This window comes from Pseudomonas sp. S37, from assembly GCF_016658545.1.
In the GTDB taxonomy this organism is placed as follows: domain Bacteria; phylum Pseudomonadota; class Gammaproteobacteria; order Pseudomonadales; family Pseudomonadaceae; genus Aquipseudomonas.
On sequence record NZ_JACVZC010000008.1, the window covers coordinates 54,261 to 78,165 of the forward strand.

Genomic DNA, 23,905 nt, shown 5'->3' on the forward strand with positions numbered 1-23,905 from the left:
AATGCCGCACATTCTGATCGTCGAAGACGAAACCATCATCCGCTCGGCCTTGCGTCGTTTGCTTGAGCGGAACCAGTACCAGGTCAGCGAAGCCGGCTCGGTGCAGGAAGCCCAGGAACGCTTCAGCATTGCCACCTTCGACCTGATTGTCAGTGACTTGCGCCTGCCAGGCGCGCCCGGCACCGAACTGATCAAGCTTGGCCAAGGCACCCCGGTGCTGATCATGACCAGCTACGCCAGCCTGCGCTCGGCGGTGGACTCGATGAAAATGGGCGCGGTGGACTACATCGCCAAGCCCTTCGACCACGACGAAATGCTGCAGGCGGTGGCGCGTATCCTGCGCGACCGGCAGAACGCCCCCGCCGCTGCCCCGGCTGCCGAGCCACGCGCCAGCAACGGCAAGGCCGCCCCGGCCGCCGACAAAGCCGGCGCGGCAGCGGCCAACGGCGAAATCGGCATCATCGGCTCGTGCCCGCCCATGCAGGACATGTACAGCAAGATCCGCAAGGTCGCGCCGACCGACTCCAATGTGCTGATCCAGGGCGAATCCGGTACCGGTAAAGAGCTGGTGGCCCGCGCCCTGCACAACCTGTCACGGCGGGCCAAGGCGCCGATGATTTCGGTGAACTGTGCAGCCATCCCCGAGACACTGATCGAATCCGAACTGTTCGGCCACGAAAAAGGGGCCTTCACCGGCGCCAGCGCTGGCCGTGCCGGCCTGGTGGAAGCCGCCGACGGCGGTACGCTGTTCCTCGATGAAATCGGTGAACTGCCACTGGAAGCCCAGGCCCGCTTGCTGCGCGTGCTGCAGGAAGGTGAGATTCGCCGGGTGGGTTCGGTGCAGTCGCAAAAGGTCGATGTGCGCCTGATCGCGGCTACCCACCGCGACCTGAAGAACCTGGCCAAGGCCGGCCAGTTCCGTGAAGACTTGTATTACCGCCTGCACGTGATTGCCCTGAAATTACCGGCCCTGCGCGAGCGTGGCAGCGACGTCAACGAGATCGCCAGCGCCTTCCTGGCCCGTCAGAGCGCACGCATCGGCCGTGACGACCTGCACTTCTCGGCAGAAGCCGAGCAGGCCATTCGTCACTACAGCTGGCCGGGCAACGTGCGTGAGCTGGAAAACGCCGTGGAGCGTGCGGTGATCCTTAGTGAGAGTGCGGAAATTTCTGCCGACCTGCTGGGTATCGACATCGAGCTGAGCGACCTGGAAGAAGACGACATCCTCGACAACGCGCTGGTGGTGGCGAGTGCGGCCAGTGCCAGCCACGAGCCGACCGAGGACCTGTCACTGGAGGATTATTTCCAGCACTTCGTGCTTGAGCACCAGGACCATATGACCGAGACCGAACTGGCACGCAAGCTCGGCGTCAGCCGCAAGTGCCTGTGGGAACGCCGCCAGCGGCTGGGCATTCCGCGGCGCAAGAGTAACGCTACCAGCGAGTAACCGACCTGCCTGGGCAGGAGGTTCCTCCTGCCCCCTTCTCTACCAGCACCACCGGCCTCTTCGCGGGTAAACCCGCTCCCACAGAACCTACGCAAGGCTTGTGGCTGTAAAATACCTGTGGGAGCGGGTTCACCCGCGAAGAGGCCAGCACAGACGCCCCCCCGGTAACACCTCGCTCCCCCACAAAAATCTGTTACCCACCCTTCCCGCCGTAACAGTTCCCGAGGCGTACGGTAACGAAATCCCGACATTTTCGACCTGCCGAAAACCGCCAAATCCTCTCAACCCCTTGATTTTACTGGGTTTCGAAAAGTTGGCACGGCACCTGCTATATGCTTAGTACAAAAACAATAACAAGCACTGAAATCTAAAATAAGAACAAGACGAAACGGCTCACGCACAATAAAAACAAGACGGCGGAGGCGCAGCTAACTGATTCTTTTGGAGAGGATGCGTGTTTGGGGCTTGCCCCACGACCAGGCAGAGAACAACAAAAACTGCACTAAAAAGCAGCGCCTGAACTGGTTGGATCGACAGATCAACGTGACATCAGCGGCCAAAGCAATCCGTTTGCTCTTTACCCCCGGTTTGGGGGTCGTCCACAAGTTTCGAGATTTGTGGGCAGGGCACTCAACAAAAACAAAAAGCCCAGCAAAAAAATAATAAGAGCACGCAACGACACTTCTTGGGGAGCTTAGGCTCCCCTTGTCGTTTCTGTCATTCCTGCAGGCATCCTGCTACCCGCCTACACCATTCCCTGAGTAAATGCTAGAATCCCCGCCCATCATGCGGCCATTCTCCTATTCTTGGCCGAACATTCCTTCAAACAGTGCATCCCATGCTGAAGAAGCTGTTCCAGTCGTTCCGCCCGCCCGTACCGGGCCAGCACCACAGGCGCACCACGCCTGAGGTGATCAACAAGAGCCAGCACTCGCTGCAGCGCCACCAGTTCAGCCGCCATGCGGTGAACATCGTCGAGCGCCTGCAAAGTGCGGGTTACCAGGCCTACCTGGTCGGTGGCTGCGTCCGCGACCTGATGCTGGGCATCACGCCAAAAGACTTCGACGTGGCCACCAGTGCCACGCCCGAACAGGTCCGTGCCGAGTTCCGTAACGCGCGCATCATTGGCCGCCGCTTCAAGCTGGTCCACGTGCATTTCGGCCGTGACATCATCGAAGTCGCCACATTCCGCGCGCCGCACTCGGAAGACGACCAGGGTGACAGCCACCGTTCGTCGCATAACGCCAGTGGGCGCATCCTGCGTGACAACGTGTACGGCACCCTGGAAGAGGACGCGCAACGCCGCGACTTCACCATCAACGCCCTGTACTACGACCCGGTGAGCGAGCGCATCCTCGATTACGCCAACGGCGTACATGACGTGCGCAACCGCCTGCTGCGGCTGATCGGCGACCCGACCCACCGTTACCAGGAAGACCCGGTGCGCATGCTGCGCGCGGTGCGTTTCGCCGCCAAGCTGGACTTCGGCATCGAGAAGCACACCTTCAAGCCGATCCGCGAACTGGCCCCGTTGCTGCGCGAAATCCCGCCTGCACGCCTGTTCGAAGAGTGCCTGAAGCTGTTCCTTTCCGGCCAAGGTGCCATCGCCTTCGAAATGCTGGTCGACCTGGAACTGTTCGAGCCATTGTTCCCGGCCAGTGCGCACGCCCTGGAAGAGCGCCCGACGTACACCCACACGCTGATCAGCCAGGCACTGAACAACACCGACCTGCGCGTGAAGCAGGGCAAACCGGTGACGCCAGCCTTCCTGTTCGCTGCACTGCTGTGGCCTGCCCTGCCGTCCCGTGTACTGCACCTGCAGAACCAGGGTGTGCCGCCAATTCCGGCCATGAACGGCGCAGCCCACGACCTGATCGCCGAGCAGTGCGCGCGCATTGCCATCCCCAAGCGCTTTACCCTGCCGATCCGCGAGATCTGGGACATGCAGGAACGCCTGCCACGCCGCAGCGGCAAGCGTGCCGACCTGCTGCTGGACAACCCGCGTTTCCGTGCCGGTTACGACTTCCTGCTGCTGCGTGAAAGCGCCGGCGAGGAAACCGACGACCTCGGCCAGTGGTGGACCGACTACCAGGATGCCAACGACAGCGAGCGCCGCGAGATGATCCGCGAGCTGGGCAGCCGTGATGAAGGCACCGGCGCCGGCCCGCGCAAACGCAAGCGCAGCGGTAGCAAGCGCAAGCGTGGTGGCGACGAGGCATTCGAGTGACCACCCGCGCCTACGTTGGCCTGGGCAGCAACCTGGATGCACCTGCCGAGCAGCTGCGCAGCGCCTTGCAGGCGCTGGACCAGCTCGAAGCCACACGCCTGGTAGCGGCCTCGGCCCTGTACACCAGCGATTCGCTGCTGCCCGGCCAGCCACGCTACACCAACGCCGTCGCCGCGCTGGATACCACCCTGGCACCACTGGCCCTGCTCGACGCGCTGCAGGCCATCGAGAACGGCCAGGGCCGGGTACGCAAGGAGCGCTGGGGCCCGCGCACACTGGACCTGGACATTCTGCTGTTCGGCGACCAGGTACTCGACGAGCCCCGCCTGAAAGTGCCGCATTACCACATGCACGCCCGCCCGTTCGTGCTGTACCCACTGGCCGAACTGGTACCTGGCGATTTCCGCCTGGCCGATGGCCGCACCCTGGCGCAACTGCTCGACGACTGCCCGTTCGTCGGCCTGGAACGCCTGTAAACCGGGCGTTCCAGCCTGCCGTACCGCTACGGTAACGCCAGTAACACCCTGATCGTAACAATGCGGTAACAGGGTGATTGACTTCCCCCACCTCGCTCACGACTATAGGCGTCCCGTGTGGCACCAAAGTGCCGCATACCCGTATTTAGGCCCGGACGGACCTGTGCCCGAACATCACGCGCGATGATGTGCCGCTCCGGAAGATGACTACACGCGTTGAATGCAGTCGTTTTTTACAGCGCCTGAACGAGGAATTTCCTACATGCCTGAAGTAACCCTGACCACCCTCAATGGCCTCAAGGCCAAGGGTGAAAAAATCACCATGCTGACCTGCTACGACGCAACCTTCGCCAAGGTCGCCAGCCAGGCCGGTGTTGAAGTGTTGCTGATAGGCGACTCACTGGGGATGGTCCTGCAGGGCCACGACAGCACCTTGCCGGTCACCACAGCGGACATGGCCTATCACACCGCCTGCGTCAAACGCGGCAACGACGGCGCGCTGATCCTTGCCGACCTGCCGTTCATGGCCCACGCTACCCCGGAGCAGGCCTTTGCCAACAGCGCCACGCTGATGCAGGCCGGCGCCCACATGGTCAAGATCGAAGGCGCCGCCTGGCTGGCCGAAACCATTCGCCTGCTGGCCGAACGTGGCGTGCCAGTGTGTGCGCACATGGGCCTGACCCCACAAACCGTCAACGTGCTGGGCGGCTACAAAGTGCAAGGCCGCCAGGAAGCCCAGGCCCGCCAGATGCGTGCCGACGCCATTGCCCTGGAGCAAGCCGGTGCAGCCATGCTGCTGCTTGAATGCGTGCCCAGCGAACTGGCGGCGGAAATCACCAATGCCGTGGGCATCCCGGTAATCGGCATTGGCGCCGGCAGCGCCACCGATGGCCAGGTACTGGTACTGCACGACATGCTCGGCCTGTCGCTGACTGGCCGGGTACCAAAGTTCGTGAAGAACTTCATGCAAGGCCAGCCGGATATCCACAGCGCCCTCGTCGCGTACGTCGAGGCGGTCAAGCAAGTCAGCTTCCCAGGCAGCGAACACGGGTTCAGTGCATGAATACAGTCAAGACCGTCCGCGAACTACGTGCGGCAGTAGCCCGCGCCCGCGGCGAAGGCAAGCGCATCGGCTTCGTGCCGACCATGGGCAACCTGCACAGCGGCCACGGGGCGCTGGTAACCAAGGCCGCGCAGCGCGCCGACTTCGTGGTCGCCAGTATCTTCGTCAACCCGCTGCAGTTCGGCGCCAACGAAGACCTCGACAAGTACCCGCGCACCCTGGCTGCCGACCAGGAGCGCCTGCTACAGGCCGGCTGTAACCTGCTGTTCGCGCCCACCGTGGACGAGATGTACCCCGACGGCATGAGCGTGCAAACTCGCGTCAGCGTGCCCCAGCTTTCCGAAGGCCTGTGCGGCGCCAGCCGGCCCGGGCATTTCGAAGGGGTGGCCACGGTGGTCAGCAAGCTGTTCAACATGGTCCAGCCTGACCTTGCGGTGTTCGGTGAAAAGGACTTCCAGCAGCTGGCGGTGATCCGCGCCATGGTGCGCGACCTGAACATGCCGGTGCAGATCATTGGCGAGCCCACCGTGCGGGCCGAAGATGGCCTGGCGCTGTCGTCGCGCAATGGTTACCTCACACCGGAGCAGCGTAGTGCTGCGCCAGCGCTGTACCGCACCTTGCAGCAGATTGCGGCGGGCATTGGCCGGGGACAGCGGGATTTTGCTGCGCTGGTTGCCGAAGGGCAGGCGCAGCTGGCTGCCGCGGGTTTCCGCCCGGATTACCTGGAAGTGCGCCATGCCGTGAGCCTGCGCCCGGCAGCGATCGATGATCGCGACCTGGTGGTGATTGCGGCGGCTTACCTGGGTAACACCCGGTTGATCGACAACCTTTACCTGCATGTGGAAGACAAGACCGCATAAAGGCCTGGGGCTGCCTTGCAGCCCATTCGCGGGACAAGCCCGCTCCTACAGAGATCGCAGTCCCCTGTAGGAGCGGCCTTGCGTCGCGACAGGGGCGCAAAGCGCCCCCTCAAAATCCCCATCCCATACCCATTCCCAGCGCGTGGCCTTTGCCTATAATGATGCCAGCCTGAACCCGGCAACGACTGCCGTGTCCAAGGCCTCACCACGCACCAAGGGAACCCCGCGCAATGGCGTATTACCGTACTCCCCACGATGTGACGGCCCTGCCCGCCTGGCAGGCGCTTCAGCAACACCGCGATGCCATGCAGAGCTTCAGCATGCGCGAAGCCTTTGCCGCCGATGCCAAGCGCTTCGACCAGTTCTCCCTTAGCGCTTGCGGTCTGTTCCTCGACTATTCGAAAAACCTGATTACCGAGCAAAGCCGCGACCTGCTGGTCAACCTGGCCAACGAAGTGGGCCTGCAGGACGCCATCAAGTCGATGTTCAACGGCGAAATCATCAACGCCTCCGAAGGCCGCCCGGTGCTGCATACCGCCTTGCGCCGGCCCGTAGGTGACAAACTCAGCGTCAACGGCGTGAACGTCATGCCGGAAGTGCACAAGGTGCTCAACCAGATCACCGAACTGGTTGGCCGCATCCATGACGGCCTGTGGCGTGGCTACAGCGAAAAGCCGATCACCGACGTGGTCAACATCGGCATCGGCGGCTCGTTCCTCGGCCCCGAGCTGGTCTCTGAAGCGCTGCTGCCCTACGCACAGCGCGGCGTACGCTGCCACTACCTGGCCAACATCGACGGCAGCGAGTTCCACGAGCTATCGGCCAACCTGCGCGCCGAAACCACCCTGTTCATCGTCTCGTCAAAGTCGTTCAACACCCTCGAGACCCTGAAAAACGCCATGGCCGCGCGTACCTGGTACCTGGCCCAGGGCGGCTCGGAAGCCGAGCTGTACCGCCACTTCATTGCGGTCTCCAGCAACAAGGCTGCCGCCGTGGCCTTCGGCATCCGTGAAGAGAACATCTTCCCGATGTGGGACTGGGTGGGTGGCCGCTACTCGCTGTGGTCGGCCATCGGTCTGCCAATCGCGCTGGCCATCGGCACCGCCAACTTCAAGGAGCTGCTGTCCGGTGCCTACACCATGGACCAGCATTTCCAGACCGCGCCGTTCGACAAGAACATGCCCGTGCTGCTGGCCTTGCTGGGCGTGTGGTACGGCAATTTCTGGGGCGCCAGCAGCCACGCGATCCTGCCCTACGACCATTACCTGCGTAACATCACCAAGCACCTGCAGCAGCTGGACATGGAGTCCAACGGCAAAAGCGTGCTGCAGGATGGCACCCCGGTGAAAACCGATACCGGCCCGGTCATCTGGGGTGGCGTCGGCTGTAACGGCCAGCACGCCTACCACCAGTTGCTGCACCAGGGCACCCAACTGATTCCGGCCGACTTCATCGTGCCGGTCGTGAGCTTCAACCCGGTAGCCGACCACCACCAGTGGCTGTATGCCAACTGCCTGTCGCAGAGCCAGGCGCTGATGCTGGGTAAAACCCGCGAAGAAGCCGAAGCCGAACTGCGTGGCAAAGGCCTGAACGAAGCGGACATCGAAAAGCTGGCCCCGCACAAGGTGATCCCGGGCAACCGCCCGAGCAATACCTTGGTGGTCGAGCGCATCAGCCCGCGCCGCCTGGGCGCGTTGGTGGCGATGTACGAGCACAAGGTGTTCGTGCAGAGCGTGATCTGGGGTATCAACGCCTTTGACCAGTGGGGCGTGGAGCTGGGCAAGGAGCTGGGCAAGGGCGTGTACCAGCGCTTGGTCGGCAGCCTGGAAGACAGCGCTGAAGATGGCTCTACCCAAGGCCTGATCAACTACTTCCGCGGCCGTCACCGCGGGTGATCTTAAGCCTGTACCGGCCTCTTCGCGGGTGAACCCGCTCCCACAGGACAACACAGTTTTCGAATTTTGTGCGATCCCTGTGGGAGCGGGTTTACCCGCGAAGAGGCCCGCACAGGTTGAACACCACCCCCAGCTACACTGTCCTATCGAATAGCCGTTGCAGTCCCTCGCCCCTTACAAGAGCAGGACCACCCGCCATGTTCGATATCCGCAATTACCCCCAGGCCCTGGCCGTCAGCCAGGCCGCAGCCCTTACCCCCGACGACTACCAACGCTTGTACCGCCAGTCGGTCGACGACCCCGACGCTTTCTGGGCCGAACAAGCCAAGCGCCTGGACTGGATCAAGCCTTGGTCAAGCGTGCAGCAATGCGACCTGAAGACCGGCAAGGCGCGCTGGTTCGACGGTGCCCAGCTCAACGTCAGCTATAACTGCATCGACCGCCACCTGGCCCAGCGCGGCGAACAGACCGCCCTGCTGTGGGAAGGTGACGACCCGAAAGATTCCAAGGCCATCAGCTACCGCGAACTGCACCGCCAGGTCTGCCGCCTGGCCAACGCCCTGAAAGCCCGCGGGGTGAAGAAAGGCGACCGGGTGTGCATCTACATGCCGATGATCCCCGAAGCCGCCTTCGCCATGCTCGCCTGCACCCGTATCGGGGCCATCCACTCGGTGGTGTTCGGTGGTTTCTCGCCAGACGCCCTGCGCGACCGCATTCTCGATGCCGACTGCCGCACCGTGATCACCGCCGACGAAGGCGTACGCGGTGGCAAGCGTATCCCGCTCAAACACAACGTCGACAAGGCCCTGGCCAGCTGCCCCGCAGTCAGCAGCATCTTCGTGGTGCGCCGCACCGGTAGCGAGGTTGCCTGGGCCGAGGGCCGCGACCTCTGGTACCACGAGGCTACGGAAAAGGCTGGCGACGATTGCGCCCCCGAGCCGATGGAAGCCGAAGACCCGCTGTTCATCCTCTACACCTCGGGCAGCACCGGTAAACCCAAGGGCGTCCTGCACACTACCGCCGGGTACCTGCTGCAGGCGACCATGACCTTCAAGGTGGTGTTCGACTACCGGGACGGCGAAGTGTTCTGGTGCACCGCCGACGTCGGCTGGGTCACCGGCCACAGCTACATCGTCTATGGCCCGCTGGCCAATGGTGCGGTCTCGCTGATGTTCGAAGGCGTGCCCAACTACCCGGACACCTCGCGCTTCTGGCAGGTGGTGGACAAACACCAGGTGAACATCTTCTACACCGCCCCCACAGCCCTGCGCGCGCTGATGCGCGAAGGTTCGGCACCACTGCAGAGCACCACGCGCAAAAGCCTGCGCCTGCTGGGCAGTGTCGGCGAGCCGATCAACCCCGAAGCCTGGGAGTGGTACTTCGAGGAAGTCGGGCAGAAGCGCTGCCCGATTGTCGATACCTGGTGGCAGACCGAAACCGGCGGCATCATGCTAACCCCGCTGCCTGGCTCGCCATCGCTCAAGCCCGGCTGCGCCACCCAGCCCATGTTCGGCGTGCAACCGGTGCTGCTGGACGAAAAAGGGCAGCTGATCGAGGGCCCCGGCGCCGGGCTGCTGGTCATCAAGGCCAGCTGGCCCGGGCAGATCCGCAGCGTGTATGGCGACCACCAACGCATGGTCGACACCTACTTCAAGCCCATGCCCGGCTATTACTTCACCGGCGACGGTGCCCGCCGCGATGCCGATGGCGACTTCTGGATCACCGGGCGCATCGACGATGTGATCAACGTGTCCGGCCACCGCATCGGCACGGCCGAAGTGGAAAGCGCGCTGGTACTGCATGACAGCGTTGCCGAAGCCGCCGTGGTCGGTTACCCCCATGACCTCAAGGGCCAGGGTGTGTACGCCTTCGTGACCACCATGAATGGCATCACGCCAGACGATGCACTGAAAACCGAGCTGCTGGCCCTGGTCAGCAAGGAGATCGGCAGCTTCGCCAAGCCCGAGCTGATCCAGTGGGCACCGGCGCTGCCGAAGACGCGCTCAGGCAAGATCATGCGGCGTATACTGCGCAAGATCGCCTGCAACGAGCTGGACAACCTGGGCGATACTTCGACCCTGGCCGACCCCAGCGTGGTACAGGGTCTGATCGACAAACGCCTTAATCAGTAACCGGCGGCCACTGTTCATGGCTGCCCTGCCCCGCAGGTCGCCATGGAAGCCCTTCGTCGTCGCATCGAAACCCAGGTCATGAGCCTCACCGGGCTGGCCCTCGGCCAGCTCGACCTGGAATCGCCCAAGGGCGACCCTGGGCTGTTCGGCCCGTACAGCATCAGCTGGCAGGTGCATGGCGACTTTCCAAGTATGCTGGTGGGCGGCATCAGCGCACTCATGCTGCAATTGCTGCATCCACTGGCACTGGCCGGCGTCTGGGACCACTCGAACTTCCGGGAAGACCTGCTCGGTCGCCTGCGCCGCACCAGCCAGTTCATCTCAGGCACCACCTTCGGCGCAACCGGCGATGCCGAGTGGCTGATCAACAAAGTGCGCACCATTCACCTGCAGGTCACCGGCACCGCGCCGGATGGCCGCCCCTATGCGGCCAGTGACCCGGACTTGCTGACCTGGGTGCATGTGGCGGAGGTCAGCAGCTTCCTCGCTGCCCACTTGCGTTACCGCAACCCGCACCTGCCGCGCAGTGAGCAGGATGCCTACTACAGCGAGATTGCCCTGATTGCAGAGCGCCTTGGTGCCCGAGAAGTGCCGCGTTCGTGCCAGCAAGTGGAAGATTACCTGCAACGCCTGCGCCCGCAACTGCACTGCGATTCCCGCAGCCACGAGGTGATTCGGATTCTGCTCGACGCCCCGGCGCCCAGCCGCCTGGCACAACCAGTAGGCAAACTGATGCTGCACGCCGGTATCGACCTGCTGCCGGTCTGGGCCCAAAGCATGCTGGGCCTACAGCACGGTGCCTTGCAGCAGCGCCTGATCCGCCTGGGCCTGAAGCGCACCGCACCGGTATTGCGCTGGGCGATGCGCGATGGCTCGGCGCACCGGGCCAAGCGGCGCATGGGTATCGACTGACGCCAAATGGTCCGCCCAGCGGAACTGATTTAACGTGCCATACTCCAAGCACTCCTGCTTAGACAGACGAAGCGACACATGTACAAAGGATTGACTCGCGCCGCTGGCGCAATCGTGGCCCTGGTGGCCCTCTACAGCCTGCTCGGCTTTCTCATACTTCCCGGTGTCGCGCTGCGCATCGCCAACCAGCAGTTGGCCCAGTACGCCACGGTGCCGGCCCACCTCGAACGGATCGAACTCAACCCCTTCAGCCTCGAGCTGACGCTGTGGGGCCTGCAGATCGGCGAACCCGGCAAGGAGCAGGTCGGCTTCGAAAGGTTGTACGCCAACCTCTCGCTCGACAGCCTGTGGACCCGGGCCCTGCACCTGGATGCGGTCGAACTCGACAAGCCGCGCAACGAAGTACTGTTCGCCAAGGACGGTACCCTCAACCTGACCGGGCTGTTCAAGCTGCCGGCAAGTGAAGCCAAGCCGGACGAGCCGCCCAGCGACCCGTTTCCGCTGCGCATTGGCAGCATCAAGCTGACCGATGGCTACCTGCATTTCGAGGACCAGCGCCCCAGCGAGCCGATCGAGTTCCTCTACGACAACATGAACCTGGAGCTGAAAAACCTCAGCACCTTGCCTGACGACAACGCCGACATGACCTTGGTGGCCAACGGCCCCAATGGCGGGCGCATCGACTGGAACGGCACCCTCAGCCTGTCGCCGATCGCCTCGGAGGGCACGCTGAAAGTCACCGATGCCAAGATGAAACTGTTCTGGCCCTACGTGCGTGATGCCGTGCCACTGGTGCTGGAAGACGGGGTTGTCAGCCTGGATACCCACTACAAGCTCAACCTCGCGAAACAGACCGAGCTGCTGCTGGACAACGCCTCGGTGCGCATTGCGCCATTCGCCATCAAGGCACCGGATGGTCGCCCATTGGCGCGCCTGGCCAGCCTGGAGGTGAGCGAAACGTCCGTCGACCTGGTCAAGCAGCAGGTCACCGTCGGCAAGATCCGCAGCGAAAAACTGGAAACCTGGGCTGCGCTGGAAAAAGACGGCCAGCTCGACTGGCAGAAGCTGTTCGCCAGCCAACCGGCCAAGGCCACGCCGAAAGAAAAGGCCGAGCCGGCTGCCGCCGAGCCTACGCCTGAAGAACAAGCGGCCAAGGAGCCGAGCAAGCCCTGGCAGGTGCTGCTCAAGGACGTACAACTGCGCAACTACCTGGTTCACCTGGCAGACCGTACACAGAAGGAGCCTGTGGCCCTCGATATCGGCCCGCTCAACGCCGACCTGCAAGGCTTCGACAGCCTCAATCAGACACCCTTCACCCTCAAGCTCGATACCGGTGTAGGCAAGCAAGGCAAGCTCCAGGCAGCCGGCCAGGTCAACCTGGCGCCGATCTGGGCCAAGCTGGATGTCAGCACCCGCGATATCGACCTGCGCGTGGCCCAGGCCTACATCAGCCCGTTCATCCTGCTGGAGCTGCGCAGCGGCATGCTCTCCAGCGACCTCAAGGTTGACCTGAAGAATACCGCGCCACTGGCCTTCACTGTCACCGGCAAGGCCCAGGTCAACCAGCTGCACACCCTCGACACCATCAAGAGCCGCGACTTCGTCAAATGGCAGCAGGTGAACGTCGACGGCCTGTCCTACGTGCATGGTGACGCGCTGTCGATCGACAAAGTGACCCTGCAGCAACCCTATGCACGCTTCATCATCAACGAAGACCGTACCACCAACGTCAACGACCTGCTGATCCCGCAGCCGGCCGGCGCGCCGGCGAGCAGCCAGGCGAAACCGGCCCCGGCCAGCAACAGCAAGCCGCTGGGCATCCATATCGGCCAGGTCGACATCAATGACGGCTCGGCCAACTTTGCCGACCTGTCGCTGACCCCCAACTTCGCCACGGCCATCCAGCAGCTCAACGGCCAGATCGGCACCATCGACAACCGCAAGCCGGCACCGGCCAAGGTTGACGTCAAGGGCAAGGTCGACCGCTATGCACCGGTTACCATCAAAGGCGCCCTCAACCCGTTCAACCCGTTGGCCAGCCTGGACATCGCCACCAGCTTCAAGCGTGTCGAGCTGACAACGCTGACGCCTTACTCCGGCAAGTTCGCCGGGTATCGCATCCGCAAGGGCCGGCTCAACCTCGACCTGCACTACCTGATCACCAACGGCCAGCTCAAGGCCGAGAACAAGGTGGTGGTAGAGCAGCTGCAACTGGGTGAGAAAGTCGACAGCCCGGATGCGGTCGACTTGCCGATCCGCCTGGCGGTGGCATTGCTGAAGGACACCGAGGGCAAGATCTCGATCGAGCTGCCGGTGACGGGCGATCTCAACAACCCGCAATTCAGCGTGATGCCGATCGTCTGGCAAACCCTGCGCAACCTGGTGCTGCGCGCTGCGCAGGCGCCGTTCAAGTTCATTGGCGGGCTGATTACCGGGGGTGGTTCGGAAGACCTCGGTAATGTGGCCTTCGCACCGGGCTCCAGCGAACTCAGCGGCGATGCCCAGTCGTCGCTGGACAAGCTGGCATCCGCGCTGAAAGAGCGCCCGGAACTGCGCCTGGAAATCGAAGGCACCAGCGCCCAGGCCAGCGACGGCCCACTGATCGCCCAACAGCGCCTGGAGCGCGAATACCAGGCCACCTGGTACAAGATCCTGCAACGCCGCGGCGACAAGGTGCCGGCCAATGCTTCGATGCTGGTTGTTGATGACAGTGACAAGCCGGCGATGCTCGAAGGCATCTACCGCACCCGTCTGAAGCAGCAGCCGCCGGCCGAGTGGGAACAGTTGGGGCGCGACGAGCGCACTGCCAAGCTGCGCGAGGCCGTGATCAAGTCGTGGGGCGAAAGCACCGCGTTGCTGCGTACACTGGGCCAGGAGCGGGCCAGTAGCATCAAGGATTACCTGGTCGACAAGGGCAAGCTGGAAGACGACCGGGTGTACTTCATCGACACAAGCCTGGGGCAGCCCGAGCGCGATGGCCGGGTGGTGACGCCGATGCATCTGGATGCCGAGTAATCTCTGATAGCAGGCCCGGCCTATTCGCGGGTGAACCCGCTCCTACAAGGCCTGTGCAGCACCTGTAGGAGCGGGTTTACCCGCGAATAGGCCCGACCAGGCAACATCAATTCAGGCACTGACCAACCGCTGCCCCGACACCGCCGGGTGATACAGCGGCTGTACCTTGTTCCCCGCCGGGTCCAGCAGGTGGAAGCTGCGCGCACCGTCCCCATGGTTGAATGGCCGGTCAAGCAAGGTCACCCCACGGGCCTTGAAGTACGCATACCAGGCCTCCAGCTCCTCGACGCTGTCGACGATAAACCCATAGTGGTCCAGGGTCTGCAACCCGTTTGCAGCCCCTGCCCCACGCCCAAGCGACAGGTTGTCATTACCGCAGGTCAGGTACACCAGGTCTTCATTGGCGCGGTTCAGCACTTCCATGCCCAGCACATCGACATAGAAGCGTTCGCACTCCTCAAGGTTGGGTACCAGCAAGGCAATATGGCGCAGGCCATTCAGGCGACCAGGGCGTGCAGGCAATTCGGACATTGGCTAGGCTCCATTTTTGTATACAATTCATTATTGAATTTAAAACAAAAGGAGAGCTTTGTGTATAGCCTGTTCATCAAGACCCGCGTGAAGCCCGGATGTGCCGACGCTTTCCTTACCGCGATCAAGGTCAATGCCGCAGCTTCGGTGGCCAGTGAGCCGGGTTGTCTGGTATTCGATGTGTCGCAGGACAGGGTCGATCCAGAGGTGATCTACCTGTATGAGATCTACCGCGATGATGCGGCGTATGAGGTGCATACGCAGACTGCGCATTTTCGCGACAGCCGCCCGCTGGTAGAGCCGCTGATCATGGCGCAGGAATGCTTCGAGAGTGATGTGGTGGCGCGTAATCCGGTTTTCTAAATGAAAGGGGCCGCAAAGCGGCCCCTTTCAGCATTGGGTGGCCAAGTCCGTTTGGCCGACGGGACATCCCTTATTCCTTACTCAGACTTCAGGCCATCAGCCGAAACGGCCTGCACGCCTTTGATCTTCTTGGCGATGGCAACTGCCATCTCTTTCTGTGCATCGGTCACTGCAACATCAGACGACAGCGACACAACGCCCTTGTTGGTTTCTACCTTGATATCGCTGCCAGGCACACCTTTCTCGGTCATCAGGTCAGCCTTTACCTTGGTGGTGATCCAGGTATCGGAGGTAGCTTCCTTGGCTTTGGTCACCTCACCGGCCGCCAGCGTCATCGGGGCCTGGGTGGACTGCTGGGCGAATGCCGCGTTAGCCATGGTCAGGGTCAGAGCGGTAGCAGTAGCGGCAGCAATGGCGAACTTCTTCATGTGGGTCACTCCTGTTTTTCGAAAGGTCTGCGCCGTATGTCCTGGCGGCAGGTATGAAGGTAGTTGCATGCGCTGTGCCAGCTTTTCCGCTTCGCTTGATCCCTTATAAATCAACAAGTTAGCAAACAGCCAGCATGATGGGGGTCGTGCATTTTGCAACCTGCGCGGTAAACCTGCATGCAAGATGCAAGTCCGCAAAAGGTTCCCGCAAGGCAAAAAAAAGGGCCCCGAGGGGCCCTTTTTCTGTTGCGTGGCAGTCGCTTACACGCCCGAGGCCTTGGCCGCGGCAACGTCTTTGATCGACAGCTTGATACGGCCGCGGTTATCCACGTCCAGTACCAGTACTTCGACTTCCTGGCCTTCTTTCAGGATGTCGGTGACTTTCTCGACGCGAGCATCGCTCAGCATGGAGATGTGCACCAGGCCGTCCTTGCCAGGCAGGATGTTGACGAAGGCGCCGAAGTCGACGATGCGCTCAACCTTGCCGACGTAGATCTTGCCAATCTCGGCTTCTGCGGTGATGCCCAGGATGCGCTGCTTGGCTGCTTCTGCCGCGTCCTTGGTTTCGCCGAAGATCTTGATCGAGCCATCGTCTTCGATGTCGATCGAAGCCTTGGTTTCTTCGCAGATGGCGCGAATGGTGGCGCCGCCCTTGCCGATCACGTCACGGATCTTGTCGGTGTCGATCTTCATCGCGATCATGGTCGGGGCGTTGGCCGACAGCTCGGTACGCGACTGACCGATGATCTGGTTCATCTGGCCGAGGATGTTCAGGCGCGCTTCCAGGGCCTGGCCCAGGGCGATTTCCATGATCTCTTCGGTGATGCCGTTGATCTTGATGTCCATCTGCAGCGCGGTAACGCCTTTGGCGGTACCGGCTACCTTGAAGTCCATGTCGCCTAGGTGGTCTTCGTCACCGAGGATGTCGGTCAGGACCGCGAACTTGTCGCCTTCCTTGACCAGGCCCATGGCGATACCGGCTACTGGCGCCTTCATCGGCACACCGGCGTCCATCAGGGCCAGGGAAGCACCGCAGACCGAAGCCATGGAGCTGGAACCGTTGGATTCGGTAATTTCCGAAACCACGCGGATGGTGTACGGGAACACGTCAGCGGCTGGCAGCATGGCCTGGACCGAACGGCGGGCCAGACGGCCGTGACCGATTTCGCGACGGCCAGCACCGCCCATGCGGCCACACTCACCTACCGAGAACGGCGGGAAGTTGTAGTGCAGCATGAAGGGGTCTTTCTTCTCGCCTTCGAGGGTGTCCAGCAGTTGGGCGTCACGGGCAGTACCCAGGGTCGCAACGACCAGGGCCTGGGTTTCGCCACGGGTGAACAGTGCCGAACCGTGCGTTTTCGGCAGCACGCCGACTTCGATGTTCAGCGGGCGAACGGTCTTGGTGTCGCGTCCGTCGATACGTGGCTTGCCGTTGACGATGTTTTCGCGAACGGTGCGGTATTCGATTTCGCCGAAGATGTCTTTCACTTCGGAAGCCGAAGGCTGGCCTTCTTCACCGGAGAACTTGGCGATAGCCTGGTCACGCAGCTCGCCCAGGCGCGCATAGCGGTCGGCCTTGACGGTGATGGTGTAGCCCTGCGAAACGCCTTCGCCGAACTCGGCGCGGATGGCGTTGAACAGTTCGGTGTTGGCAACGGCTGGTTTCCAGTCCCAGGTCGGCTTGGCGGCTTCGGCAGCCAGCTCTTTGACAGCCTGGATAACGGCCTGGAATTCGTCGTGGGCGAACAGTACGGCACCCAGCATCTGGTCTTCGGTCAGCTCTTGCGCTTCCGATTCAACCATCAGTACAGCGTCGGCGGTACCGGCAACGACCATGTCCAGGCTCGAGGCAGCCAGTTGCTCGTAGGTCGGGTTCAGCAGGTAGCCGGTGCTTTCGTGGAAGGCAACGCGAGCGGCGCCGATAGGGCCTTCGAACGGAATGCCGGAGATGGCCAGGGCAGCCGAGGTACCGATCATCGCAGCGATGTCCGGATCGGTCTTCTTGCTGGTGGAAACCACGGTGCAGACGACCTGCACTTCGTTCATGAAGCCTTCCGGGAACAGCGGGCGGATCGGACGGTCGATCAGGCGCGAGGTCAGCGTCTCTTTCTCGGAAGGACGGCCTTCACGCTTGAAGAAGCCACCCGGGATCTTGCCGGCGGCGTAGGTCTTTTCCTGGTAGTGAACCGACAGCGGGAAGAAGCCCTTGCCTGGATCAGCCTGTTTGGCGCCTACCACAGTCACCAGCACGGTGACGTCGTTGTCGACGGTAACCAGCACGGCGCCGGTTGCCTGACGGGCAATACGGCCCGTTTCGAGAGTAACGGTCGATTGACCGAACTGGAAAGTCTTGATTACCGGGTTCACGGTTTCCTACCTTTTTCAGTGGCTCTTGGGGGAACTGGTTTCTTGCGAATTCTTGGGCAGAACGGGGAATCGGCCCCATTGACCGTCCAGATACAACACGAGGCTGGGAGCCTGGCTGCTGCGCGGTAAACCGCTCAGCACAACCAGGCTGCCAACCTCGGAGATACGCGTGGCGTGACCGACGACGATGCTGCGAAACAGCATAGCCGAAGCTTGCGACACGCCAGGCACACCACTGACCAGGCCGCTATTAGCGACGCAGGCCCAGGCGACCGATCAGGGCGCTGTAACGAGTGGTGTCTTTGCCCTTCAGGTAGTCCAGCAGCTTACGACGCTGGTTAACCATACGGATCAGGCCACGACGGGAGTGGTGGTCTTTACCGTTGGCCTTGAAGTGGCCTTGCAGCTTGTTGATGTTCGCGGTCAGCAGAGCAACCTGAACTTCCGGGCTACCAGTGTCGCCAGCAGCTTGCTGGAAGTCGGTAACGATTTGAGCTTTTTCTTCAACGCTGAGGGCCATTTGGCTTCTCCTGATAACGGATCCCGCAAGCGGGGTCCAATAGGCCAGGGACAAATCCCTGTATTAATAAAAAAGGAGTGACCGTGCCTACTGACAGCCACCCTTGATTCCGTAGGGTTCGGCAACTGCCTTACCCTGCGGTTTCGGTCATTCCGACCGAATCAGCCGACGCGGCGCAATGCGCCCGTCTTCGCTCACTTCACCGATACCGATGAAGCGCGCATTGTGATCCTGTACCCGAACCATGCCAAATTGTGGCGCGTCCGGCGCGCGTACCGCCTGCCCATGCAGCCAGTAGAACGCACTGTGTTCGGACAAGCTGACCATTGGCCAGTCCTGCAAGCCGCTGTCCGATGGCATCAGGAAGCGATCGAGCGCTTCGTTGCCGCCTTCGGCGTGGGCCTGTTCGAGTTCCTCGAGGGTGACCGTTTGTGCCAGCGCGAAGGGCCCGGCCTGGGTCCTGCGCAACTCGGCGACATAGGCGCCGCAACCAAGGGCCTCGCCAATATCCTCCACCAGGGTACGGATATAGGTGCCTTTGCTGCATCCTACGCTCAACCGTGCACGGGTGCCTTCGCACTCGAGCAACTCCAAGCGGTTAATAGTAACAGAACGCGCCTCGCGCTCCACTACCTCTCCTGCACGTGCCAGCTTGTACAGCGGCTGGCCGTCACGCTTGAGCGCCGAGTACATCGGCGGTATCTGGCTGATCGGGCCGCGAAAACGTGGCAGCAGCGCCTCGATGTCGGTGCGACCAACGGTCACCTCGCGGGTCCGCAGTACCTCACCTTCGGCGTCGCCGGTGTTGGTAGTCTGCCCCATCTGCATGACGGTTTCGTAGCCCTTGTCGGAATCGAGCAGGTACTGCGAAAACTTGGTCGCTTCGCCGAAGCACAGCGGCAGCACGCCGGTCGCCAACGGGTCGAGGCTACCGGTGTGGCCGGCCTTTTCCGCGTTAAGCAGCCAGCGCACTTTCTGCAGCGCGGCGTTGGAGGTGAAGCCCAGCGGCTTGTCGAGCAGGATGATGCCGCTGACGTTGCGGCGGATACGTTTGACCTGGGCCACCGCTTACTCCTTGGTGTCCGGCTCGTCAGCTTCCTTGTGCTGGCGGTCTTCGGCCACTGCACGCTCGATCAACGCCGACAGGTGCACACCGCGGCTGACACTTTCATCGAAGTGGAAGTGCAGTTGCGGCACGCTGCGCAGTTGCATCGAGCGCCCCAGGTGCAAACGCAGGAAGCTGGCCGCGCTGTTCAGCGCCTTCAGCGACTGCTGCACGGCGTCCGGGGTTTCCTCGCCCATGACGGTGATGAACACCTTGGCATGGCCCAGGTCACGGCTGACGTCCACGGCGGTGATGGTCACCAGGCCGACACGCGGGTCCTTGACTTCGCGGCGGATCAGCTCGGCCAGCTCGCGCTGCATCTGATCGCCAATACGTTGGGTACGGCTATATTCTTTGGCCATTCTTGCTACCTGTAACTTAAAGCGGCAAACGCCCGGACAGACCTGAGCCTGACCGGGCGCTACCTGAAGAGGTACCGCAAGCTGCCCTGCAGCGGGCGCTTGCGGCTTGCTCGCCCTTAAAGGGTACGAGCCACCTGGACTTTCTCGAAGACTTCGATCTTGTCGCCGACCTTGACGTCGTTGTAGCTCTTGACGCCAATACCGCACTCCATACCCGAACGCACTTCGGAAGCGTCGTCCTTGAAGCGACGCAGCGATTCCAGTTCGCCTTCGAAGATCACAACGTCGTCGCGCAGTACGCGGATCGGACGGTTGCGGTACACGGTACCCTCGATGACCATACAGCCAGCGATGGCGCCGAACTTCGGCGAACGGAACACGTCACGTACTTCGGCGACACCCAGGATGTTCTCGCGAACATCGCTGCCGAGCATACCGGTCAGGGCTTTCTTGACGTCTTCGATGATGTCGTAGATCACGTTGTAGTAACGCATATCCAGACCTTCCTGCTCGACGATCTTGCGCGCGCCGGCATCGGCACGCACGTTGAAGCCGAACAGTACTGCGTTCGAAGCCAGTGCCAGGTTGGCGTCGCTCTCGGTGATACCACCGACACCACCACCAATCACGCGCACTTGCACTTCGTCGTTGCCCAGGCCGCCGAGCGAGCCCTGCAGTGCTTCCAGAGAACCGCGCACATCGGTCTTGAGAACGATGTTGAGGGTTTTCTTCTCTTCCTGACCCATGGTCTCGAAGATGTTTTCCAGCTTGCCGGCGTGAGCACGGGCCAGCTTGACCTCGCGGTATTTGCCTTGACGGAACAGGGCAACTTCGCGGGCTTTCTTCTCGTCAGCCACCACCGACAGCTCGTCACCGGCTTCCGGGGTACCGTCCAGGCCGAGGATCTCGACCGGGATCGACGGGCCGGCTTCCTTCACAGGCTTGCCGTTCTCGTCGAGCATGGCACGTACACGGCCATAGTTGGAACCGCACAGGACCATGTCGCCCTGACGCAGGGTACCGTCCTGAACCAGGATGGTTGCCACTGGGCCACGGCCCTTGTCCAGGCGCGACTCGACCACAACGCCACGACCTGGAGCGGTCGGGGTAGCCTTCAGCTCAAGGATCTCGGCCTGCAGCAGAACGGCTTCGAGCAGTTCGTCTACACCGGTACCCATCTTCGCCGAAACCTTGACGAATGGCGTGTCACCACCCCAGTCCTCGGAGGTCACGCCTTCGACCGACAGCTCGTTACGGATGCGATCGAGGTCGGCACCCGGCTTGTCGATCTTGTTCACTGCAACAACCAGTGGAACGCCAGCTGCCTTGGCATGCTGCACCGCTTCACGGGTTTGCGGCATCACGCCGTCGTCCGCCGCCACCACCAGGATGACGATGTCGGTCGCCTTGGCACCACGGGCACGCATCTGGGTAAACGCAGCGTGGCCTGGGGTATCGAGGAAGGTGACCATGCCGCGGTCGGTTTCCACGTGGTAGGCGCCGATGTGCTGGGTGATACCACCGGCTTCGCCAGCAGCAACCTTGGCACGACGGATGTAGTCGAGCAGCGAGGTCTTGCCATGGTCAACGTGACCCATGACGGTAACCACCGGCGCGCGCGACTCGGTCTGGCCTTCGAACTTCAGCGATTCGGCCAGGGAGTCTTCCAGGGCGGTATCGCTGACCAGGGTGACCTTGTGGCCCAGCTCTTCGGCGATCAGCTGAGCGGTTTCCTGGTCGAGTACCTGGTTGATGGTAACCGGGGTACCCATCTTGAACATGAACTTGACCACTTCAGCGCCCTTCACGGACATCTGGTTGGCCAGCTCGGAAACCGTGATGGTTTCGCCGATGGTCACGTCACGGATGACAGGACCGGTCGGGTTCTGGAAGCCGTGCTGGTTACGCTTTTTCAGCTTGCTCTTGCCACCACGACCGCGACGAGCGCCATCGCTCTCTTCGTCGGTAGTGCGCGGAGCGGCACGTGGCGTCGGCGCCTTTTCCTTCTCCTTCACCTTGACCTTGATCGACACACGAGGGGCCTCGCCACGACGACGGTCGTCATCACGGGTGCGGCTTTCGTTGCGACGGGTCTCGTCCTTCTTGCGCTCGGCAGCACGGGCTGCGGCGTCTTCGGACGCAGGTGCGTCAGCGACCACAGGGGCCGCTGCAGCAGCAGGGGCTGGCGCAGGCTTGGCGGCAGGCGCAGGGGCAGCAGCCGGGGCTTCGGCCGCCTGACGGCGAGCCTGTTCCTCGTTGCGCTGGCGAACTTCAGCTTCGACCTTGTCGCGAGCGGCATTTTCAGCCGCGCGGCGTTCTTCCAGCTCACGCTTCTGCTCAGCCTGGATTTCTTCCGGGCTGCGCTGAACGAAAACTTTCTTCTTGCGTACTTCTACGCTGATGCTCTTGCTACCGGCGACACGCAGGGTGCTGGTGGTTTTGCGCTGCAAGGTAATCTTGCGCGGCTCTTCCGCCTTGCTCTTGTGGCTGCTTTTCAAATGAGTCAGCAGGGTCTGCTTCTCATTGTCGGTCACTACCTGACCGGCGTCGGTGTGCGGCAGACCTGCCTCACGCATCTGCTGCAGCAGGCGCTCTACCGGTGCCTCGACCTCTTGGGCCAGTTCTTTCACCGTGACTTGCGTCATGCACTTCTCTCCTCAGGCCGCGCCTAATTACTCGAACCAGTGGGCTCGGGCGGCCATGATCAACTTGCCGGCACGCTCTTCGTCGATGCCGTCGATGTCGAGCAGATCGTCGATCGACTGCTCGGCCAGGTCTTCGCGGTTAACCACGCCGCGCACCGCCAGTTCAGCCGCCAGGTCCTTGTCCATGCCCTCAAGGGAGAGCAGGTCTTCGGCCGGGTGGGCGTCTGCCAGTTTTTCTTCGGTAGCGATGGCCTTGGTCAACAAACGGTCCTTGGCTCGAGCGCGGAGCTCATTGACGATATCTTCGTCAAAGCCATCGATGTTGAGCATTTCTTCCAACGGTACGTAGGCAATTTCTTCGAGGCTGGTGAAGCCTTCGTCGACCAGCACTTGGGCCAGCTCCTCGTCGACTTCCAGTTCATCGATGAAGTTGCGCAGGATGTCACCGGTTTCGGCCTGTTGCTTGGCCTGAATGTCCTTCTCGGTCATCACGTTCAGTGTCCAGCCGGTCAGCTGACTGGCAAGACGAACGTTCTGACCGCCACGGCCAATGGCCTGGGCCAGGTTGTCCTCGGCGACGGCGATGTCCATGGCATGGGCATCTTCATCAACGATGATCGCCGCGACTTCAGCCGGCGACATGGCGTTGATGACGAACTGCGCCGGGTTATCGTCCCACAGGACGATATCCACACGCTCACCACCCAGCTCCCCGGATACGGCCTGGACGCGCGAACCACGCATGCCGATACAGGCACCTTGCGGGTCAATGCGCTTGTCCTTGGAGCGGACGGCGATCTTGGCTCGCGAACCCGGATCACGGGAAGCAGCCATGACTTCGATCAGGCCCTCGGCAATTTCCGGCACTTCAATGCGGAAAAGCTCGATCAGCATCTGTGGCGCAGTGCGCGACAGGATCAGCTGAGGGCCACGGTTTTCAGTGCGAATTTCCTTGAGCAGCGCACGCAGGCGCACGCCAACACGGAAGGTTTCGCGCGGAATGATGTCTTCGCGGGCCAGCAAGGCCTCGGCATTGTTGCCCAGGTCAACGATGACGTTGTCGCGGGTAACCTTTTTCACGGTACCGGAGATGATCTCGCCAACGCGTTCGCGGTAGGCATCGACCACCTGGGCGCGCTCGGCCTCACGGACCTTCTGCACGATGACCTGCTTGGCGGTCTGCGCGGCGATACGGCCGAACTCGATGGACTCGATCTTTTCTTCGATCACGTCACCGATTTTCGCTTCCGGGTGAGTGTCCTTGATCTTGTCCAGCCAGGTTTCGATCGCCGGATCGTCCAGGTCGTTTTCGTCGACCACGGTCCAGCGACGGAAAGTCTCGTAGCTACCGGTGTGGCGGTTGATTTCCACACGCAGGTCGACTTCGTCCTCAAAACGTTTTTTGGTTGCAGTGGCCAGGGCCACTTCCAGCGCTTCGAAAATGACGCCGGGCGGTACACCTTTTTCGTTGGATACCGATTCAACAACCAGCAGTACTTCTTTGCTCATCGTACGCCTCGCCTTGCGCAAGCCATTGGGCCCGGATAGTCCGCCGGG

The 23,905-nt window shown here is 62.0% G+C and carries 18 protein-coding genes; 10 read left to right on the forward strand and 8 right to left on the reverse strand.

Features of this window, described 5'->3' with window-relative positions; all coding sequences use genetic code 11:
• The first annotated feature begins 1 nt into the window (after window position 1).
• From IAE39_RS05255 to IAE39_RS05295, 9 genes are all read left to right on the forward strand, one after another.
• A complete protein-coding gene (locus IAE39_RS05255) occupies window positions 2-1,447 on the forward strand; it encodes a sigma-54-dependent transcriptional regulator (RefSeq protein WP_201199980.1) in 1,446 nt (481 codons plus the stop codon).
• A gap of 838 nt (window positions 1,448-2,285) precedes the next feature.
• Window positions 2,286-3,674, forward strand: coding sequence for a polynucleotide adenylyltransferase PcnB (locus IAE39_RS05260; RefSeq protein WP_201199982.1), 1,389 nt, complete (start codon window positions 2,286-2,288; stop codon window positions 3,672-3,674).
• A complete protein-coding gene (gene folK, locus IAE39_RS05265) occupies window positions 3,671-4,150 on the forward strand; it encodes a 2-amino-4-hydroxy-6-hydroxymethyldihydropteridine diphosphokinase (RefSeq protein WP_201199984.1) in 480 nt (159 codons plus the stop codon). The genes IAE39_RS05260 and folK overlap by 4 nt, the downstream gene beginning before the upstream one ends.
• Window positions 4,151-4,412: 262 nt before the next feature.
• Window positions 4,413-5,213 (forward strand): 3-methyl-2-oxobutanoate hydroxymethyltransferase, encoded by an 801-nt coding sequence (gene panB / locus IAE39_RS05270; RefSeq protein ID WP_201199986.1) that lies wholly within the window; start codon window positions 4,413-4,415, stop codon window positions 5,211-5,213.
• Complete coding sequence (gene panC, locus IAE39_RS05275; RefSeq protein WP_201199988.1) at window positions 5,210-6,073, forward strand: pantoate--beta-alanine ligase; 864 nt, start codon at window positions 5,210-5,212, stop codon at window positions 6,071-6,073. The genes panB and panC overlap by 4 nt, the downstream gene beginning before the upstream one ends.
• Before the next feature lie 230 nt (window positions 6,074-6,303).
• Window positions 6,304-7,968 (forward strand): glucose-6-phosphate isomerase, encoded by a 1,665-nt coding sequence (pgi, locus tag IAE39_RS05280; protein ID WP_201199990.1) that lies wholly within the window; start codon window positions 6,304-6,306, stop codon window positions 7,966-7,968.
• A 197-nt stretch (window positions 7,969-8,165) separates the two neighbouring features.
• On the forward strand, window positions 8,166-10,100 hold the full coding sequence (gene acs, locus IAE39_RS05285; protein WP_201199992.1) for an acetate--CoA ligase: 1,935 nt from the start codon (window positions 8,166-8,168) through the stop codon (window positions 10,098-10,100).
• A 42-nt stretch (window positions 10,101-10,142) separates the two neighbouring features.
• The gene (locus IAE39_RS05290; RefSeq protein ID WP_201199994.1) at window positions 10,143-11,012 is read left to right on the forward strand and encodes an oxygenase MpaB family protein; all 870 of its coding nucleotides are present in this window, start codon (window positions 10,143-10,145) and stop codon (window positions 11,010-11,012) included.
• 78 nt (window positions 11,013-11,090) lie between these two features.
• Window positions 11,091-14,027, forward strand: coding sequence for a DUF748 domain-containing protein (locus tag IAE39_RS05295; protein ID WP_201199996.1), 2,937 nt, complete (start codon window positions 11,091-11,093; stop codon window positions 14,025-14,027).
• A gap of 111 nt (window positions 14,028-14,138) precedes the next feature.
• On the opposite strand, the gene IAE39_RS05300 is transcribed toward IAE39_RS05295, so the two are convergent.
• Entirely contained in the window at window positions 14,139-14,558 is a 420-nt protein-coding gene (locus IAE39_RS05300; protein ID WP_201199998.1) for a VOC family protein, read from the reverse strand.
• 60 nt (window positions 14,559-14,618) lie between these two features.
• Here IAE39_RS05300 and IAE39_RS05305 point away from each other — a divergent pair, with 60 nt between their 5' ends.
• Entirely contained in the window at window positions 14,619-14,921 is a 303-nt protein-coding gene (locus IAE39_RS05305; RefSeq protein WP_201200000.1) for a putative quinol monooxygenase, read from the forward strand.
• A 77-nt stretch (window positions 14,922-14,998) separates the two neighbouring features.
• Here the strand turns inward: IAE39_RS05305 and IAE39_RS05310 are convergent, their stop codons facing one another.
• The 7 genes from IAE39_RS05310 to nusA all read right to left on the reverse strand — a co-directional run bounded on the left by IAE39_RS05310 (window position 14,999) and on the right by nusA (window position 23,857).
• Window positions 14,999-15,349: a BON domain-containing protein gene (locus IAE39_RS05310; RefSeq protein ID WP_012274238.1), complete on the reverse strand. Its 351-nt coding sequence runs from the start codon at window positions 15,347-15,349 to the stop codon at window positions 14,999-15,001.
• 261 nt (window positions 15,350-15,610) lie between these two features.
• A complete protein-coding gene (gene pnp / locus IAE39_RS05315) occupies window positions 15,611-17,716 on the reverse strand; it encodes a polyribonucleotide nucleotidyltransferase (protein WP_201200002.1) in 2,106 nt (701 codons plus the stop codon).
• Window positions 17,717-17,966: 250 nt separating this feature from the next.
• Window positions 17,967-18,236, reverse strand: coding sequence for a 30S ribosomal protein S15 (gene rpsO / locus IAE39_RS05320; RefSeq protein WP_012274241.1), 270 nt, complete (start codon window positions 18,234-18,236; stop codon window positions 17,967-17,969).
• Window positions 18,237-18,383: 147 nt separating this feature from the next.
• The gene (truB, locus tag IAE39_RS05325; RefSeq protein WP_201200007.1) at window positions 18,384-19,301 is read right to left on the reverse strand and encodes a tRNA pseudouridine(55) synthase TruB; all 918 of its coding nucleotides are present in this window, start codon (window positions 19,299-19,301) and stop codon (window positions 18,384-18,386) included.
• A 3-nt stretch (window positions 19,302-19,304) separates the two neighbouring features.
• Window positions 19,305-19,703, reverse strand: a complete 399-nt coding sequence (gene rbfA / locus IAE39_RS05330; RefSeq protein ID WP_201200009.1) for a 30S ribosome-binding factor RbfA — start codon at window positions 19,701-19,703, stop codon at window positions 19,305-19,307.
• A 116-nt stretch (window positions 19,704-19,819) separates the two neighbouring features.
• Entirely contained in the window at window positions 19,820-22,348 is a 2,529-nt protein-coding gene (infB, locus tag IAE39_RS05335; protein ID WP_201200011.1) for a translation initiation factor IF-2, read from the reverse strand.
• A 27-nt stretch (window positions 22,349-22,375) separates the two neighbouring features.
• Complete coding sequence (gene nusA, locus IAE39_RS05340) at window positions 22,376-23,857, reverse strand: transcription termination factor NusA (protein WP_201200013.1); 1,482 nt, start codon at window positions 23,855-23,857, stop codon at window positions 22,376-22,378.
• Between the last annotated feature and the right edge of the window lie 48 nt (window positions 23,858-23,905).